At 70.1% G+C, this 14211-nt stretch carries 12 protein-coding genes, 1 rRNA gene and 1 riboswitch; of the genes, 1 reads left to right on the forward strand and 12 read right to left on the reverse strand.

From position 1 onward, the window contains the following. Positions 1-61: 61 nt before the first annotated feature. On the reverse strand, positions 62-2947 hold the full coding sequence (gene gcvP, locus ACWGH1_RS02390) for an aminomethyl-transferring glycine dehydrogenase (protein WP_453408353.1): 2886 nt from the start codon (positions 2945-2947) through the stop codon (positions 62-64). A 195-nt stretch (positions 2948-3142) separates the two neighbouring features. Then, a riboswitch (glycine riboswitch) is annotated at positions 3143-3241 on the reverse strand. A 118-nt stretch (positions 3242-3359) separates the two neighbouring features. On the opposite strand from gcvP, the gene ACWGH1_RS02395 reads away from it, so the two are divergent. Next, complete coding sequence (locus tag ACWGH1_RS02395) at positions 3360-3743, forward strand: PRC-barrel domain-containing protein (RefSeq protein ID WP_453357665.1); 384 nt, start codon at positions 3360-3362, stop codon at positions 3741-3743. Here ACWGH1_RS02395 and ACWGH1_RS02400 read toward each other — a convergent pair. From ACWGH1_RS02400 to rrf, 11 genes are all read right to left on the reverse strand, one after another. Next, positions 3740-5200, reverse strand: a complete 1461-nt coding sequence (locus ACWGH1_RS02400; protein ID WP_453408354.1) for a DNA polymerase IV — start codon at positions 5198-5200, stop codon at positions 3740-3742. The two genes, ACWGH1_RS02395 and ACWGH1_RS02400, sit on opposite strands and share 4 nt — an antisense overlap. A 62-nt stretch (positions 5201-5262) precedes the next feature. Then, a complete protein-coding gene (locus ACWGH1_RS02405) occupies positions 5263-5880 on the reverse strand; it encodes a MerR family transcriptional regulator (RefSeq protein WP_453356964.1) in 618 nt (205 codons plus the stop codon). A 201-nt stretch (positions 5881-6081) separates the two neighbouring features. Beyond that, a complete protein-coding gene (locus ACWGH1_RS02410; protein WP_007262890.1) occupies positions 6082-6555 on the reverse strand; it encodes a bifunctional nuclease family protein in 474 nt (157 codons plus the stop codon). Positions 6556-6607: 52 nt separating this feature from the next. Next, positions 6608-7381: a transcriptional regulator FtsR gene (gene ftsR, locus ACWGH1_RS02415; protein ID WP_453408355.1), complete on the reverse strand. Its 774-nt coding sequence runs from the start codon at positions 7379-7381 to the stop codon at positions 6608-6610. A 67-nt stretch (positions 7382-7448) separates the two neighbouring features. Next, positions 7449-8384: an FHA domain-containing protein gene (locus ACWGH1_RS02420; protein ID WP_453355235.1), complete on the reverse strand. Its 936-nt coding sequence runs from the start codon at positions 8382-8384 to the stop codon at positions 7449-7451. A gap of 82 nt (positions 8385-8466) precedes the next feature. After that, the gene (locus ACWGH1_RS02425; RefSeq protein ID WP_453355231.1) at positions 8467-9279 is read right to left on the reverse strand and encodes a DUF881 domain-containing protein; all 813 of its coding nucleotides are present in this window, start codon (positions 9277-9279) and stop codon (positions 8467-8469) included. A gap of 7 nt (positions 9280-9286) precedes the next feature. Beyond that, entirely contained in the window at positions 9287-9619 is a 333-nt protein-coding gene (locus ACWGH1_RS02430; RefSeq protein WP_365953911.1) for a small basic family protein, read from the reverse strand. Continuing rightward, positions 9616-10521, reverse strand: a complete 906-nt coding sequence (locus ACWGH1_RS02435; protein ID WP_453355232.1) for a DUF881 domain-containing protein — start codon at positions 10519-10521, stop codon at positions 9616-9618. The genes ACWGH1_RS02430 and ACWGH1_RS02435 overlap by 4 nt, the downstream gene beginning before the upstream one ends. 109 nt (positions 10522-10630) lie before the next feature. Then, a complete protein-coding gene (locus ACWGH1_RS02440; RefSeq protein WP_453355233.1) occupies positions 10631-13126 on the reverse strand; it encodes a sugar phosphate nucleotidyltransferase in 2496 nt (831 codons plus the stop codon). A gap of 99 nt (positions 13127-13225) precedes the next feature. After that, positions 13226-13816, reverse strand: a complete 591-nt coding sequence (locus ACWGH1_RS02445; protein ID WP_453355234.1) for a CDP-alcohol phosphatidyltransferase family protein — start codon at positions 13814-13816, stop codon at positions 13226-13228. Between the two features lie 141 nt (positions 13817-13957). After that, positions 13958-14074 (reverse strand): 5S ribosomal RNA (gene rrf / locus ACWGH1_RS02450). Positions 14075-14211: the final 137 nt, after the last annotated feature.

Raw genomic sequence — 14211 nt, forward strand, 5'->3', positions numbered from 1 at the left:
GGTCCCGGAGCATGCGCCCCGGGACCGGCCCCTTCCTACGTCATCCGACTACGCCGACGGCTCAGGCGTCGTACTCGTCCAGCGGCGGGCAGGAGCACACCAGGTTCCGGTCACCGAAGGCGCCGTCGATCCGGCGCACCGGCGGCCAGTACTTCTCGGCCGCGGTGACGCCGCCCGGGAAGACGGCCTCGTCACGGCTGTACGGGTGGTTCCACTCGCCGCCCAGCGCCGCCGCGGTGTGCGGGGAGTTGGCCAGCGGGTTGTCGTCCACCGGCCACTCGCCGCCCGCGACCCGCTCGATCTCCGCGCGGATGGCGATCATCGCGTCGCAGAACCGGTCGATTTCGGCGAGGTCCTCGGACTCCGTCGGCTCGATCATCAGCGTGCCGGCCACCGGGAAGGACATCGTCGGCGCGTGGAAGCCGTAGTCGATCAGACGCTTGGCGATGTCGTCCACGCTCACGCCCGTCGCCTTCGACAGCGGACGCAGGTCGATGATGCATTCGTGCGCGACCAGGTTGCCGGGGCCCGTGTAGAGGACCGGGTAGTGCGGCTCCAGGCGCTTGGCGATGTAGTTGGCACCGAGTACCGCCACCTGGGTGGCGCGCTTGAGACCCTCGCCGCCCATCAGGCGCACGTAGGACCAGGAGATGGGCAGGATGCCCGCCGAACCCCAGGGCGCCGCCGAGATCGGGCCGACGCCCGTCTCGGGGCCGGCGGCCGGCTGCAACGGGTGGTTGGGCAGGTACGGGGCGAGGTGCGCCCGGACACCGACCGGGCCGACGCCCGGACCGCCGCCGCCGTGCGGGATGCAGAAGGTCTTGTGCAGGTTCAGGTGGGAGACGTCGCCGCCGAAGTGGCCCGGCTTGGCCAGACCCACCAGGGCGTTGAGGTTGGCACCGTCCACGTAGACCTGGCCGCCCGCATCGTGCACCTGGGCGCAGATGTCGGCGACGTGCTCCTCGAACACCCCGTGCGTCGAGGGGTAGGTGATCATCAGCACGGCGAGCTCGTCGCGGTACTGCTCGATCTTGGCGCGCAGGTCGTCCGCGTCCACCTCGCCGTCGTCGGCGGTCTTGACGACGACGACCTTCATGCCGGCCATTACGGCGCTGGCGGCGTTCGTGCCGTGCGCGGAGGACGGGATGAGGCAGACGGTGCGCTGCTCGTCGCCGTTCGCCCGGTGGTAGGCGCGGACCGCCAGCAGGCCGGCGAACTCGCCCTGGGATCCGGCGTTTGGCTGGATCGAGACCTTGTCGTAGCCGGTGACCTCGCAGAGACGTTCCTCCAGCTCGGTGATGAGCGTGAGGTAGCCCTCGGCCTGCTCCACCGGGGCGAACGGGTGCAGCTGGCCGAACTCGGGCCAGGTGACCGGCTCCATCTCGGTGGTCGCGTTGAGCTTCATGGTGCACGAGCCCAGCGGGATCATGCCGCGGTCCAGCGCGTAGTCCTTGTCCGCGAGCTTGCGCAGGTAGCGCAGCATGGCGGTCTCGCTGCGGTGCTGGTGGAACACCGGGTGCGTCAGGTACGCGTCCGAGCGCAGCAGGCCCTCGGGCAGCGCGTCCGCGGCGGTGGCATCCAGTGCCTCGATGTCCGCGGTGACGCCGAAGGCGGCCCACACGGCCTCGATGTCGGCGCGCAGCGTCGTCTCGTCACAGGCGACGGAGACGAGGTCGGCGCCGGCCTGGTGGAGGTTCACCCCGCCCTCGCGGGCGGCGGCCACTACCTCGACGGCGCGGCCCGGGACCCGGGCGGTGACGGTGTCGAAGTACGCGCCGTGCACGATCTCGACCCCGCCGGCCGTCAGGCCCGCGGCGAGCAGGGCGGCGTAGCGGTGGGTCCGGCGGGCGATCGTGCGCAGGCCGTCCGGGCCGTGGTAGACGGCGTACATGCCGGCCATGACGGCGAGCAGCACCTGCGCGGTACAGATGTTGCTGGTGGCCTTCTCGCGGCGGATGTGCTGCTCGCGGGTCTGGAGCGCGAGGCGGTACGCCTTGTTGCCGTCCGCGTCGACGGAGACGCCGACGAGGCGGCCGGGCAGCGAGCGGGCGTGCTTGGCCTGGACGGCCATGTAGCCGGCGTGCGGTCCGCCGAAGCCCATCGGGACACCGAAGCGCTGCGTGGTGCCGACGGCGATGTCGGCGCCCAGCTCGCCGGGGGAGGTCAGCAGGGTCAGCGCGAGCAGGTCGGCGGAGACGGTGACGACGGCACCCAGCTCGTGCGCCTGGTCGATGACCGGCTTGATCTCGCGCACGGCGCCGGAGGCACCGGGGTACTGGAGCAGCACACCGAAGACACCGCGCTCGGCGATGTCGGCCGGGATGCCCTCGGACAGGTCCGCGACGACGACCTCGACCCCGATCGGCTCCGCGCGGGTCTCGATCACGGCGATCGTCTGGGGCAGCGCGTCGGCGTCGATCAGGAAGACGCCGCCCTTGACCTTGCCGACGCGCCGGGCCAGCGACATGGCCTCGGCGGCCGCGGTGCCCTCGTCGAGCAGGGAGGCGCCGGAGGTCGGCAGGCCGGTCAGGTCGGCGACGACGGTCTGGAAGTTCAGCAGCGCCTCCAGGCGGCCCTGCGAGATCTCGGGCTGGTACGGCGTGTAGGCCGTGTACCAGGCCGGGTTCTCCATGACGTTCCGCAGGATCACCGGCGGCGTGAAGGTGCCGTAGTAACCGAGGCCGATCATGGAGGACAGGACCTGGTTGCGGTCGGCGAGCGAGCGCAGCTCTGCCAGCACCTCGGCCTCGGTCCGCGCCTCGGGGAGGTTCAGCGCGGCCGCGGTCTTGATCACATCCGGTACCGCGGCGGCAGTGAGTTCGTCCAGGGAGCCGTAGCCCACCTGGGCGAGCATCTTGGCCTGCGCCTCGGCATCCGGGCCGATGTGGCGCTGCTCGAAGGGGATGCCTCGCTCCAGCTGAGAGAGCGGAATGCGGTTGGCGGTCATGTACGGAGGCCTCCTGGTCGTACGACCTGCGAGGGGCACCACGGCGCGGGCACCCGGACGGCCTCCCCCTCTGTCATCTCAACCTGAGAGCTTCGCCGGAGTCGCGGGGATGGCCCGCGGATCCGGCTTTCACCGTCGGTGAGGAGGGGAACCGGCACTGCGCGCCCGTACCCGCCCCTGCTTTCCAGAGTGGCCTCGTCACGTGCGGTACGTATGCCTGAGAGATTCCGGGGAGGATTTGCTCCTTCGGCGCCTCCGTCGTTCTCACTCGGAGGACTCTCCCGCACAGGGTCAACAGCCATCGCCCAGCCTACCAGCGAGGATCTGGAAGCTCCCTCGAGTGGCCCCCTGTGCGGATATGCCCTTCTGTAGTCATTACGGAGGAGTTGCGACCAGTTGGAGGGACCGGACCGTGCAGACCGACATCGATCCCCGCAGTCTCATCGGCCGCAAGGCGTTCGACCGCAATGGCGCCAAGATCGGCACCGTGGACGAGGTCTACCTCGACGACGCCACCGGCGTGCCCGAATGGGCCGCCGTGCGGACCGGCTTGTTCAGCCGGGACGCCTTCGTCCCCCTGGAGCCCAGTGAGGTGGTCGACGACACCCTGCGGGTGCCCTTCGAACGCTCCCTGATCAAGGAGGCCCCCGACTTCGGCGTCGGGCGCCACCTCTCACCGGAACAGGAGCTCCAGCTCTACCACCACTACGGGCTGGACGTGACCCTGCCGACGGACTTCCAGCGGCCCCCGCCCCCGACGCCCCGGGACTTCGGCAGCCTGGCCGGCGAAGGCTAGCCGGGGCCTCGGGGCGGCTCCTCCTCCCCTACCAGCGGCAGCGGGTCGGACGGTTCCAGCTCGGGGTCGTCCAGCCGGAAGGTCCGTACCCGGCCGGGCGCGGATCCGGGCCGCTCGAAGCGCACGGTCACCCGGCCGACCCCACTTCCCTGGACCCAGCCCGGGCCGTAGAGCGCGTGCCGGACGTCGCTGCCGGCCGGCCAGCGGCGCTCGGCGGCCGGCTCGGGCTCCTGCCCGCCCACCGCGGCCGGTACGAGCGCCCCGGCCGGGCCGGCCGCCCCGCCCGGCTCCCGCGCCCCGTCCGGCCCATCGGCCTCCGCCTCCCCCACCGTGCCGTCCGCCGCGCCCTCCTGCGCGGCCTCTTCCGCCTGCTGCGCGGCCAGCGCGTCGGCCTGCGCGAACAGGTCCTCCTGGGTGTAGTCCGCCAGCCCCGTCACCCCGACGCCGAGCAGCCGGACCCCGCCGGTGGTGTCCACGGCTTCGAGCAGCCGCGCAGCGGCCTCCCGCACCACCCCCGGGTCGTCGGTGGGGCCCCGCAGCGTCTCCGAGCGGGTCAGGGTCGAGAAGTCGTAGCGGCGCACCTTCAGCACGATGGTGCGCCCGGAGTGCCCCGAACCGCGCAGCCGCCCCACACAGCGGTCGGCGAGCCGCTGCACCTCGTACCGGATCCTCACCCGGTCGTGCAGGTCGACGTCGAAGGTGTCCTCCACGGACACCGACTTCGCGTCCCGCTCGGCGACCACCGGCCGGTCGTCCAGGCCCAGCGCCATCCGGTACAGCCCGGCGCCGTGTGCCCGCCCCACCATCCGGACCAGCTCGTCCTCGCCGGCCTCGGCCAGGTCCCCCACCGTGGTGATCCCGGCCCGCCGCAAGTGCTCCCCGGTGGCCGGCCCGACGCCCGGCAGGGTCCGTACCGACATCGGCGCGAGCAGTTCCCGTTCCGTTCCCGGCTCGATCAGCAGCAGCCCCGCCGGCTTGGCCTCCTCCGAGGCGACCTTGGCCAGCATCTTCGATCCGGCCAGCCCCACGGAGCCGCTGAGGCCGGTGGCGGCCATGATGTCGGCGCGCAGCCGCTCGCCCGTCGCCCGGGCCGTTGCCGAGTCGAAGGCGACCCCGCCCGCCTCCAGGTCCACGAAGGCCTCGTCGAGGCTGAGCGGCTCGACCAGCGGTGACAGCTCCCGCAGCAGGGCCATGACCGTCTCGCTGACCTCCCGGTAGAGGGTGAAGCGGGGGATCAGGTAGGCACCGTTGGGGCAGAGCCGTCTGGCCTGCGCCGTCGGCATCGCAGAATGCACCCCGAAGCGCCTGGCTTCGTAGGAGGCGGTGGCGACGACTCCGCGCGGCCCGAGACCGCCGACGATCACCGGCTTTCCGCGCAGGCTCGGCTTCGACGCCTGCTCCACGGCGGCGTAGAAGGCGTCCATGTCCAGGTGGAGGATGGTCGGCGCGGCTCTCACGGCTCCGATGCTCCCCTACGCCACTGACAACGCCGCCCGGGCCCCCGGCGGCGCGCCGCGCGTCAGACGGCCCGGTTGCGGCGCGCGGCCAGTTCGTCCCTCGGGTTGTGGCCCACCAGCGTCTCGCCGGTGTCGATCCGTTCCCCGTGCAACTGCGACAGGGCGTTCTCCACGTCCCGCCAGACCACGCCCACGGCGATGCCGAAGACGCCCTGGCCACCCTGGAGCAGGCTCACGACCTGGTCCGGCGAGGTGCACTCGTACACGGTGGCGCCGTCGCTCATCAAGGTCATGCGCTCCAGGTCCGAGAAGCCGCGGTCGCGCAGGTGCTGCACCGCGGTGCGGATGTTCTGGAGCGCCACCCCGGTGTCCAGGAAGCGTTTGACGATCTTGAGGACCACCACGTCGCGGAAGCTGTACAGCCGCTGCGTGCCGGAGCCGTAGGCCGGGCGCACGCTCGGCTCCACCAAGCCGGTCCGCGCCCAGTAGTCGAGCTGCCGGTAGGTGATGCCGGCGGCGGCGCACGCCGTCGGCCCCCGGTAGCCGACCTGCTCGGCCGCCGGGGCCACGCCGTCCGCTGCGGCCGGCGCCGGTTCCGGCTGACGGCGCGCACTGCCCGCCGCACCGCCGTGCAGCGGGTACGGCCCACCGTCACTCCGTGCGGGGGTGCCCCCGGTCATGCCGTCGCCCGTGATGCTCACGCCGACCCTCCGTCCTTGACCTGCCACCTCGAAGGTAGGCAGTCACCAGGGGTGCGTCAACGATCGCCACACTCGGCACGCCGAGTGATAATCACCCTGAGAGTGGTTTCCCGTGCCCCTTATCGGGGAAAGGCTAACCGAATGGGCTGAATGTCCCTGGTGGGCGGCTTGTCCGCCCGCTCACTGCGGGCCGGTGCCGAAGTCCTCGGGCGAGATCTGATCGAGGAACTCGCGGAACTTCTCCACCTCGTCCTCCTGCTCGTCCGGGATGGCGATGCCGGCGTCGTCCAGCACGCCGTCACTGCCGTAGATCGGCGTTCCCGTCCGCAGGGCCAGCGCTATCGCGTCGGAAGGCCGCGCGCTCACCTCGACCCCGCTCGCGAAGACGAGCTCCGCGTAGAAGACGCCCTCCCGCAGATCCGTGATCCGTACCTCGGTCAGCTCCTCACCGACCGCCTCCAGCACGTCCTTGAACAGGTCGTGCGTCAGCGGGCGGGCAGGGGCCATCCCCTGCTGCGCGAAGGCAATGGCGGTCGCCTCCCCAGGACCGATCCAGATGGGGAGGTACCGATCGCCTCCCACTTCACGCAGGAGCACGATCGGTTGGTTCGAGGGCATTTCCACCCGGACACCCACAACGTCGAGCTCGTTCACACAGCAACCCTAGGACGTGCCCGACCGGTTTGGGTAGTCGGGCTCTTTCCGGTCAACGCAGGCGGACCCCGAGAGCGGTCTGCACGAGAGCCTCGTGCAGCCGTACGGAGAGCCCCGCCAGCTCCTTCATGGTGGCCTCGGCATGGGCCCTGGTCTGCGGGTTGCGGTGCCGCCGAAGGGGGGAGACGACCTGCTCCACCAGGCCGGCCTCGCGGTCCGCCGCCGCCTTCATCGCCCGCAGGTGCCTGGGCTCCAGTCCGAAACGGCCGAGATCCGCGATCAGCCGCGCCACGGTGACCGCCTCCGGGTCGAACCCGCCGTCCGGCGCCTCACCGAGCAGGCCGTACGACTCCCACTCGGCCAGTTGCTCCTCCTCCACCTCGGCGGCGGCCAGCAGCTCCGCCCGCCCCACCCGGGCCGCCGCCGGCCGTTCCCGGCCCACTTCGCCGTAAACGGCCGCGGGCCCAATGGTGTCGGGCGCGCCGCCCGGGTCACGGGGCGCCGTGGGGGCCGGGATACGGATCTGCTCGCCGCGGTCGAGCGCGTCGAGCTGCTCCCGGATCACTTTCAGCGGCAGGTAGTGGTCGCGCTGCAGGCGCAGGATCCGGCTCAGCCGCTCGACGTCGTCCGTGCTGAACTTGCGGTATCCGGAAGGTGTGCGTCTGGGCTCGACCAGCCCCTCCGCCTCCAGGAAGCGGATCTTCGAGATCGTGACGTCGGGGAACTCGTCGCGCAGCATGGTCAGCACCGTGCCGATGCTCACCAGCCGCCCGGCGGTCCCGGCGGTGCCGTTCTTCGCGGCACCGCCGGTGGGGGTACGCAGCATGGGACCTTCCCTGTTGGGTCCCCTGGGGGCCACCCTCCGGCGGGGGCCGGAAGGTGCCCGGGGGAGGTCAGACGCCCCGCAGGCTCGCGTAGAAGACCAGCCGGTACTTGCCGATCTGCACCTCGTCGCCGTTGTGCAGGGCGACGGAGTCGATCGGCTCACGGTTGACGTACGTGCCGTTGAGACTGCCCACGTCGGAGACGGTGAACCCGCCGTCCGGGCTCCTGCGGAACTCGACGTGCCGCCGCGAGACGGTGACGTCGTCCAGGAAGATGTCGCTCTGCGGGTGCCGGCCCGCCGTGGTCAGCTCGCCGTCCAGCAGGAAGCGGCTGCCGGAGTTGGGTCCGCGCCGCACGATCAGCAGAGCGGAGCCCGGGGGCAGGGCTTCCACCGCGGCCTGGGCCTCGGGGGAAAGCGAGGACGGCGCGTGTCCCGCCACCTCGGCCTCGTAGGCCTCCAGGCCCGAGATCGAGATGGTGGACGTGGTCTCCGAGGCACGCTCCGGCGTCAGGCCCGGCCGCAGCGGCGCCCCGCAGTTGGAGCAGAACCGGCTCGCCGCATCGCTGCGGTGCCCGCACCTGCTGCAAATCTGCTCGGCCGACATGGACGGCTCCTCGCGCCGCGGCTGCCCCGCGGAGGCATTGGTGGCATACGGGTCGGAGGCAAACCCTCCACCCGCACTCGAGGTTGATGGATCACCGAAACCTATGCGCCCGGAACCGGCAGGGTCAACAGCCGACGCGCCCGGAGTGCCCGGAATGTCACCCTCGCCGGCGACCTCGTCCCGGAAGAGGGGACGGTCGGCCTGGGCTTCCGCATCCCCATGACCCGCACGGTGCCGTGCACCGCTTTCCTCACGGTTCTTCTTGCCGAACAACTTCTCAAACAACTTCACGGGCGATTCCCCTTGACCGAAACAGACCCGCCCGTGGGGCAGGACGAACTCCGCATGCACACACCTGCCGACCCGGACATTCTCACAACGTCCGTAACCACCAGACAGTTTCCACCACGCACCGCGACTTCGGCGCGTCGACCCCCCGCAGGCATCCGCCCACGTGAGCCGCTCCACATTCCACCCCGCCTCACGGCGATGACGACCGAGCGTAGTCAGGCTGCTTCGCAGCCCGCAAGGCGTCCACAACGATCTTCGCCGACCGTGTGACGGCGACCGTCGCCTGTTCCTTCTCCAGCGACTGCACCACACCGCCGGGGATGTTGAGCGCGGGCTCCAAGTCCTGGGGCTTGCCGATCACCCTGAACTCGTAGGGCTGTGTGATCTTCTTACCGTCGATCCCGACCCCACCGCCCTCGTCCGAGAAGAAGGAGCCCGCCACCACCCGCACACCGTTGATCTGGATCGCCTCCGCGCCGGCCGCCCGCAGCTCCTGGAGGGTGTCCAGCAGCTGATCGGACTGCACCTGGCCCTTGGGGTCGGTGATCCGCAGCGTGATCCCCGGCCCCTGTGCGGCCACGGTACCGGCCAGGATGCCCAGTTGGCGCTCCTTCTCCACGGTCTGCCTGCGCGCCTCCTCCGCCTGGTTGGAGCTGCTCTCCAGCTCCTTGCGCTGGTCCTCCAGCTGCTGCTTCTCGTCCTCCAGCCGCTTGGTGCGTCCGTCCAGCTCGTCGAGGATCCGTACGAGGTCCTCCTGGCGGGCGCCGCGCAGCGGGGCGCTGGAGTCGCTGTTGGACCGCACCTGGATGGCCAGCCCGAGTCCCAGCACGAACAGCAGCAGCGCGACGATCAGTTGCGCCCGGCTCAGCCGCGGCGGCCACAGCCCCGCGGCCAGCCGCTGGCGGCCGCTCTGCTGCGGGGCCCCGGCCGGTGCCGGCTTTCCCTCTGCAAGAGGCTGCTCAGGGACTTTCGGTTCCTCGGGAGGGGTGTCATTCGTACTCATCGCGGCCTCACGCCCGGAACACGTGCCGGCGGATCGCCGCCGCGTTGGAGAAGATGCGGATGCCGAGCACGACCACCACACCGGTCGACAGCTGCGAGCCGACGCCCAGCTTGTCCCCGAGGAAGACGATCAGCGCGGCCACCACCACGTTCGACAGGAACGACACCACGAACACCTTGTCCACGAAGATGCCGTCCAGCATCGCGCGCAGCCCGCCGAACACCGCGTCCAGCGCCGCGACCACGGCGATCGGCAGATATGGCTCCACCACGGCCGGCACTTCGGGCCGGACCAGAAGTCCGATCACCACTCCGGCCACGAGGCCCAGTACCGCGATCACGATGCACCCTTCTTCGGCTGTTCTGCTGTGGCTGTGCGTACGGTGAGGCTCGGCGCGGCCTGGAGGCGGAGGTCGTCGACCGGCGACAGGGTGTCGCGGATCCCGTAGCTCTCCTGCAGCACGTGCAGGTACTGGCCGCCCTCCGAGTCCTGGAACCGGGTGCCCAGCCGCTTGGGGTCACCCACGGCGAGGACTTCGTACGGCGGCACGAGCGGCCTGTTGTCGACCAGTATCGCGTCACCGGCGGCCCTGATCGCCGACAGGGCGGTCAGCCGCTGCCCGTTGATCGAGATCGCCTCGGCCCCCGATTGCCAGAGCCCGTTGACGATCTTCTGCATGTCCCGGTCCCGCAGCCGTCCGGTGTCCGAGAACCCCTTGCTCTCACGCGGCCCGCCGCCACCGCCCGACGCGGAACCCTTGGCGTCGTCCACCACCAGCTTCACCCCGGGCCCGCGGACCTCGGTCGCCCCGGACAGCAGCGCCACGAGCCGCCCCTGGTCCCCGCCCACCTGCTTGAGTGCCGCCTGCTGGCGGTCGGCGACCTCGGTGCGCAGCCGCTCGATGTCCGTCTCCAGCCCGTCCGCGTGGGCGTTGGCACGCTCCACCCGGTCGATGAGCTCCTGACGCTCCTTGGCCAGTACCGGCGCCGCTACCCGCGCCTGGGCCGCCCCCAGGGTGACCACCATCGCGGCGAGCACGAGCCCGCCCGCGAGCGCCAGCTTGGCCTTGAGGGTGCGCGGGAGCCCGGAAGTGCCCTCGGCCTCGCGCCGCGCCGAGGCTTCCGCATAGCCCTCGTCGAGACTGTGGTCCATCACGTGCGTCAGCAGCGACATGGAAGCGTCCGGGCGCGCGGGCCGGGTGACCGAACTCCGGTTGTGGTGCGGCTGCGACATGCCGCTCATCGTCGCATGGCGCCCCCGCCGACACCGAATGCGCCGTCCGACGGCCGGGACGGGGAGAGGGCTCTCCCCGCCCGGACCGCCGGCGGCGCTCACGCCTCGCGCGGCCGCCTCAGTGTTCGCCGGCGTCCACCACCGCGGCCCACTCGTCCAGCAGCGCCTGCGCGGAGGCGTCGTCGGGGCCCTCGGCCCACAGGTGCGTGACCGCCTCCGCCGGGTCCGGCAGCACCAGCGCCCAGCGGCCGTCGGCCTCGACCACGCGCACCCCGTCGGTGGTGTCCACCTGCCGGTCGCCGGCCGCCTCCACGACCCGCCGCATGACGAGCCCCTTCACCGCCCACGGCGTCGGCACGTCCCGCTTGAGCACGTGCGCCCGCGGGATCCGTGCGTCGATCTGGCTCAGGGTGAGCTGCGTACGCGCCACCAGCCCGATCAGCTGGACGAACGCCGCCGAACCGTCGAAGACGCTGCTGAACTCGGGAACGATGAACCCGCCGCGGCCGTCACCACCGAAGATGGTGCTCTCCGCCCGGCCCACCCGGGTCAGGTCGTCCGGCGAGGTCGTCGTCCACTCCACCTGGGTGCCGTGGTACGCCGCCACCTGCTCGGCGACCCGTGTGGTGGTCACCGGCAGCGCCACCTTGCCGCTGCGCTTCTCCGCGGCGACGAGGTCGAGCAGCACCAGCAGCGCCCGGTCGTCCTCGATGATCCGACCGCGTTCGTCCACCAGCGAGATCCGCTCGCCCACCGGGTCGAAGCGAACGCCGAAGGCCGCCCGCGAGGAGGCCACGATCTCGCCCAGCCGCACCAGCCCGGCCCGCCGGGTTTCCCTGGTCTCCGTCGGGCGGGACTCGTCGAGCCCCGGATTGACGGTCAGGGCGTCCACCCCGAGGCGGCCGAGCAGGCTGGGGAGAACCAGGCCCGCGCTGCCGTTGGAGGCGTCCACGACCACCTTGAGCCCCGAATCGGCTACTCCCGTGATGTCCACGCGCCGGAGCATCGAACCCGTGTACGCGTCGAAGACGCTGCCCGGGAACTGCAGGTCACCGATCTCACCCGGGAACGCCCGCCGGTACTCCTGGCGGGCGTACACGCGGTCCAGCTTGCGCTGCTGCTGGAGGGAGAGGTCCGCACCGCGCTCGTCGAGGAACATGATGTCCACCGAGTCCGGCACTCCGGGCGAGGTGCGCAGCACGATGCCGCCGGCGCTGCCTCTCGCGGTCTGCTGCCGCGCGACGGGCAGCGGCACGTTCTCCAGGTCGCGGACGTTGATCGCGCTGGCCTGGAGCGCCGAGATCACGGCCCGCTTGAGCGCTCGCGCACCACGGGAGTGGTCGCGGGCCGTGGTGACCGTGGCGCCCTTCTTGAGGGTCGTCGCGTAGGCACCGGCCAGCCGCACCACCAGCTCGGGGGTGATCTCCACGTTCAGTATCCCGGTGACTCCCCGGGCCCCGAACAGATGGGCCTGACCGCGGGACTCCCAGATGACCGAGGTGTTGACGAAGGCGCCGGCCTCGATCGTCTTGAAAGGGTAGACCCGCACGTTCCCCTGGACGATCGATTCCTCACCGACGAGGCACTCGTCACCGATGACGGCGCCGTCCTCGATACGGGCGGCCCGCATGATGTCGGTGTTCTTGCCGATCACGCAGCCGCGCAGGTTGCTGTGGGGACCGATGTACACGTTGTCGTGCACCACGGCCTTGTGCAGGAAGGCCCCGCTCTTGACGACGACGTTCGACCCGATGACCGTGTGCTCGCGGATCTCGACGCCGGCCTCGACCTTGGCGTAGTCACCGACGTACAGCGGCCCGCGCAGCACGGCGTCGGGGCTCACCTCGGCGCCTTCGGCGATCCAGACGCCGGGCGAGATCTCGAACCCGTCCATGTCGACCTGGACCTTGCCCTCGAGCACGTCGGCCTGGGCCTTGACGTAGCTCTCGTGCGTACCGACGTCCTCCCAGTAGCCCTCGGCGACGTAGCCGTAGATCGGCCGGCCTTCCTTCATCAGCTGCGGGAAGACATCACCGGACCAGTCGACCGAGACGTCCGCGTCGACGTAGTCGAAGATTTCCGGCTCCATCACGTAGATGCCGGTGTTGATGGTGTCCGAGAAGACCTGCCCCCACGTCGGCTTCTCCAGGAAGCGCTCGACCTTGCCCTCCTCGTCGACGATGGTGATGCCGAATTCCAGCGGATTCGGTACCCGCGTCAGACAGACGGTGACGAGGCCGCCCTTCTCCTTGTGGAAGCGGATCAGATCGGTGAGGTCGAAGTCCGTGAGCGCGTCGCCGGAGATCACGAGGAAGGTGTCGTCCTTCAAAGCGTCTTCGGCGTTCTTGACGCTGCCGGCGGTCCCGAGTGGCTTCTCCTCGTTGGCATAGGTGAGCTCCATCCCGAGCTCCTCGCCGTCACCGAAGTAGTTCTTGACGAGGGACGCCAGGAACTGAACAGTCACAACGGTCTCATTGAGCCCATGCCGCTTGAGCAGCCTGAGCACGTGCTCCATGATCGGCCGGTTGGCCACCGGCAGGAGCGGCTTGGGCATGCTCGAGGTCATGGGGCGAAGACGTGTGCCTTCGCCACCGGCCATCACGACGGCCTTCATGTCGGAAGAGTCCTCCTTGAGAGATGACGGTCAAGCCGACCTCACCCGTCTCGGACGGTGACTCCGCAACTCCTCCGCGTGTACCGGCGTCGAGCAAGCTCAATCGGCCGTGGCGTCCGCCTTGACCAGCCGGCGGACTTGGACCACGTAAAGGATTCCTGCCCACCAATAGAGGGTTGTACCCCATCCGGCGAACGCCCATCCGAAAACTGACGCCATCCAGGCCAACGGACCGTCGCCGTCACTCAGCAACAGCAAGGGGAACGCGTACATCAGGTTGAAGGTCGCGGCCTTGCCTAGGAAGTTGACCTGCGGCGGCGGATAGCCGTGCCGGCGCAGGATCCACACCATGACCAGCAGCATCAGCTCACGGGCGATCAGCGCCGCGGTGAGCCAGAGCGGCAGAATCCCGCGCCAGGTGAGGCCGAAGAGAGTCGTCAGGATGTACAGCCGGTCGGCGGCCGGGTCCAGCAGCCGACCGAGATTGCTGATCTGATTCCAGCGCCGCGCGAGTTTCCCGTCGAGGTAATCGCTGATCCCGCTGAGCATGAGGACGAGAAGTGCCCACCCGTCGTGCTCCGTCAGGATCAGCCAGAGGAACAGGGGTACGCCGACGAGGCGCGCCATGCTCAGGATGTTCGGAATGGTGAAAATTCGGTCAGTCTGAACCCGAGTCTCCTGGACCTCCACCCGGGGGCCTCCACTGTGACGGTAGAACTAGTCGAACGATGCACACTGACACTACAGGAGACCCCGATGGGCCCTGAACGCAGAAAAGCCCCGCACCGTGCCCCCCGGAAGGGGCTGGTGCGGGGCTTTCCCACAATGATTGTTCGGCGGCGTCCTACTCTCCCACAGGGTCCCCCCTGCAGTACCATCGGCGCTGAAAGGCTTAGCTTCCGGGTTCGGAATGTAACCGGGCGTTTCCCTAACGCTATGACCACCGAAACACTATGAAGTTAACCAACCGGGCATGGACACAGTTCGTTACTTCAGAACTAACACAGTGGACGCGAGCAACTGAGGACAAGCCCTCGGCCTATTAGTACCAGTCAGCTCCACCCGTTACCGGGCTTCCACATCTG

Source organism: Streptomyces sp. NPDC054883 (assembly GCF_053610645.1).

Coding starts and splice junctions, on each gene's coding strand:
- ACWGH1_RS02425 (WP_453355231.1), bottom strand. CDS start 9,279: ATGAGTACGAATGACACCCCTCCCGAGGAACCGAAAGTCCCTGAGCAG.
- gcvP (WP_453408353.1), bottom strand. CDS start 2,947: ATGACCGCCAACCGCATTCCGCTCTCTCAGCTGGAGCGAGGCATCCCC.
- ftsR (WP_453408355.1), bottom strand. CDS start 7,381: ATGCTGCGTACCCCCACCGGCGGTGCCGCGAAGAACGGCACCGCCGGG.
- ACWGH1_RS02435 (WP_453355232.1), bottom strand. CDS start 10,521: ATGAGCGGCATGTCGCAGCCGCACCACAACCGGAGTTCGGTCACCCGG.
- ACWGH1_RS02405 (WP_453356964.1), bottom strand. CDS start 5,880: ATGACCGGGGGCACCCCCGCACGGAGTGACGGTGGGCCGTACCCGCTG.
- ACWGH1_RS02440 (WP_453355233.1), bottom strand. CDS start 13,126: ATGAAGGCCGTCGTGATGGCCGGTGGCGAAGGCACACGTCTTCGCCCC.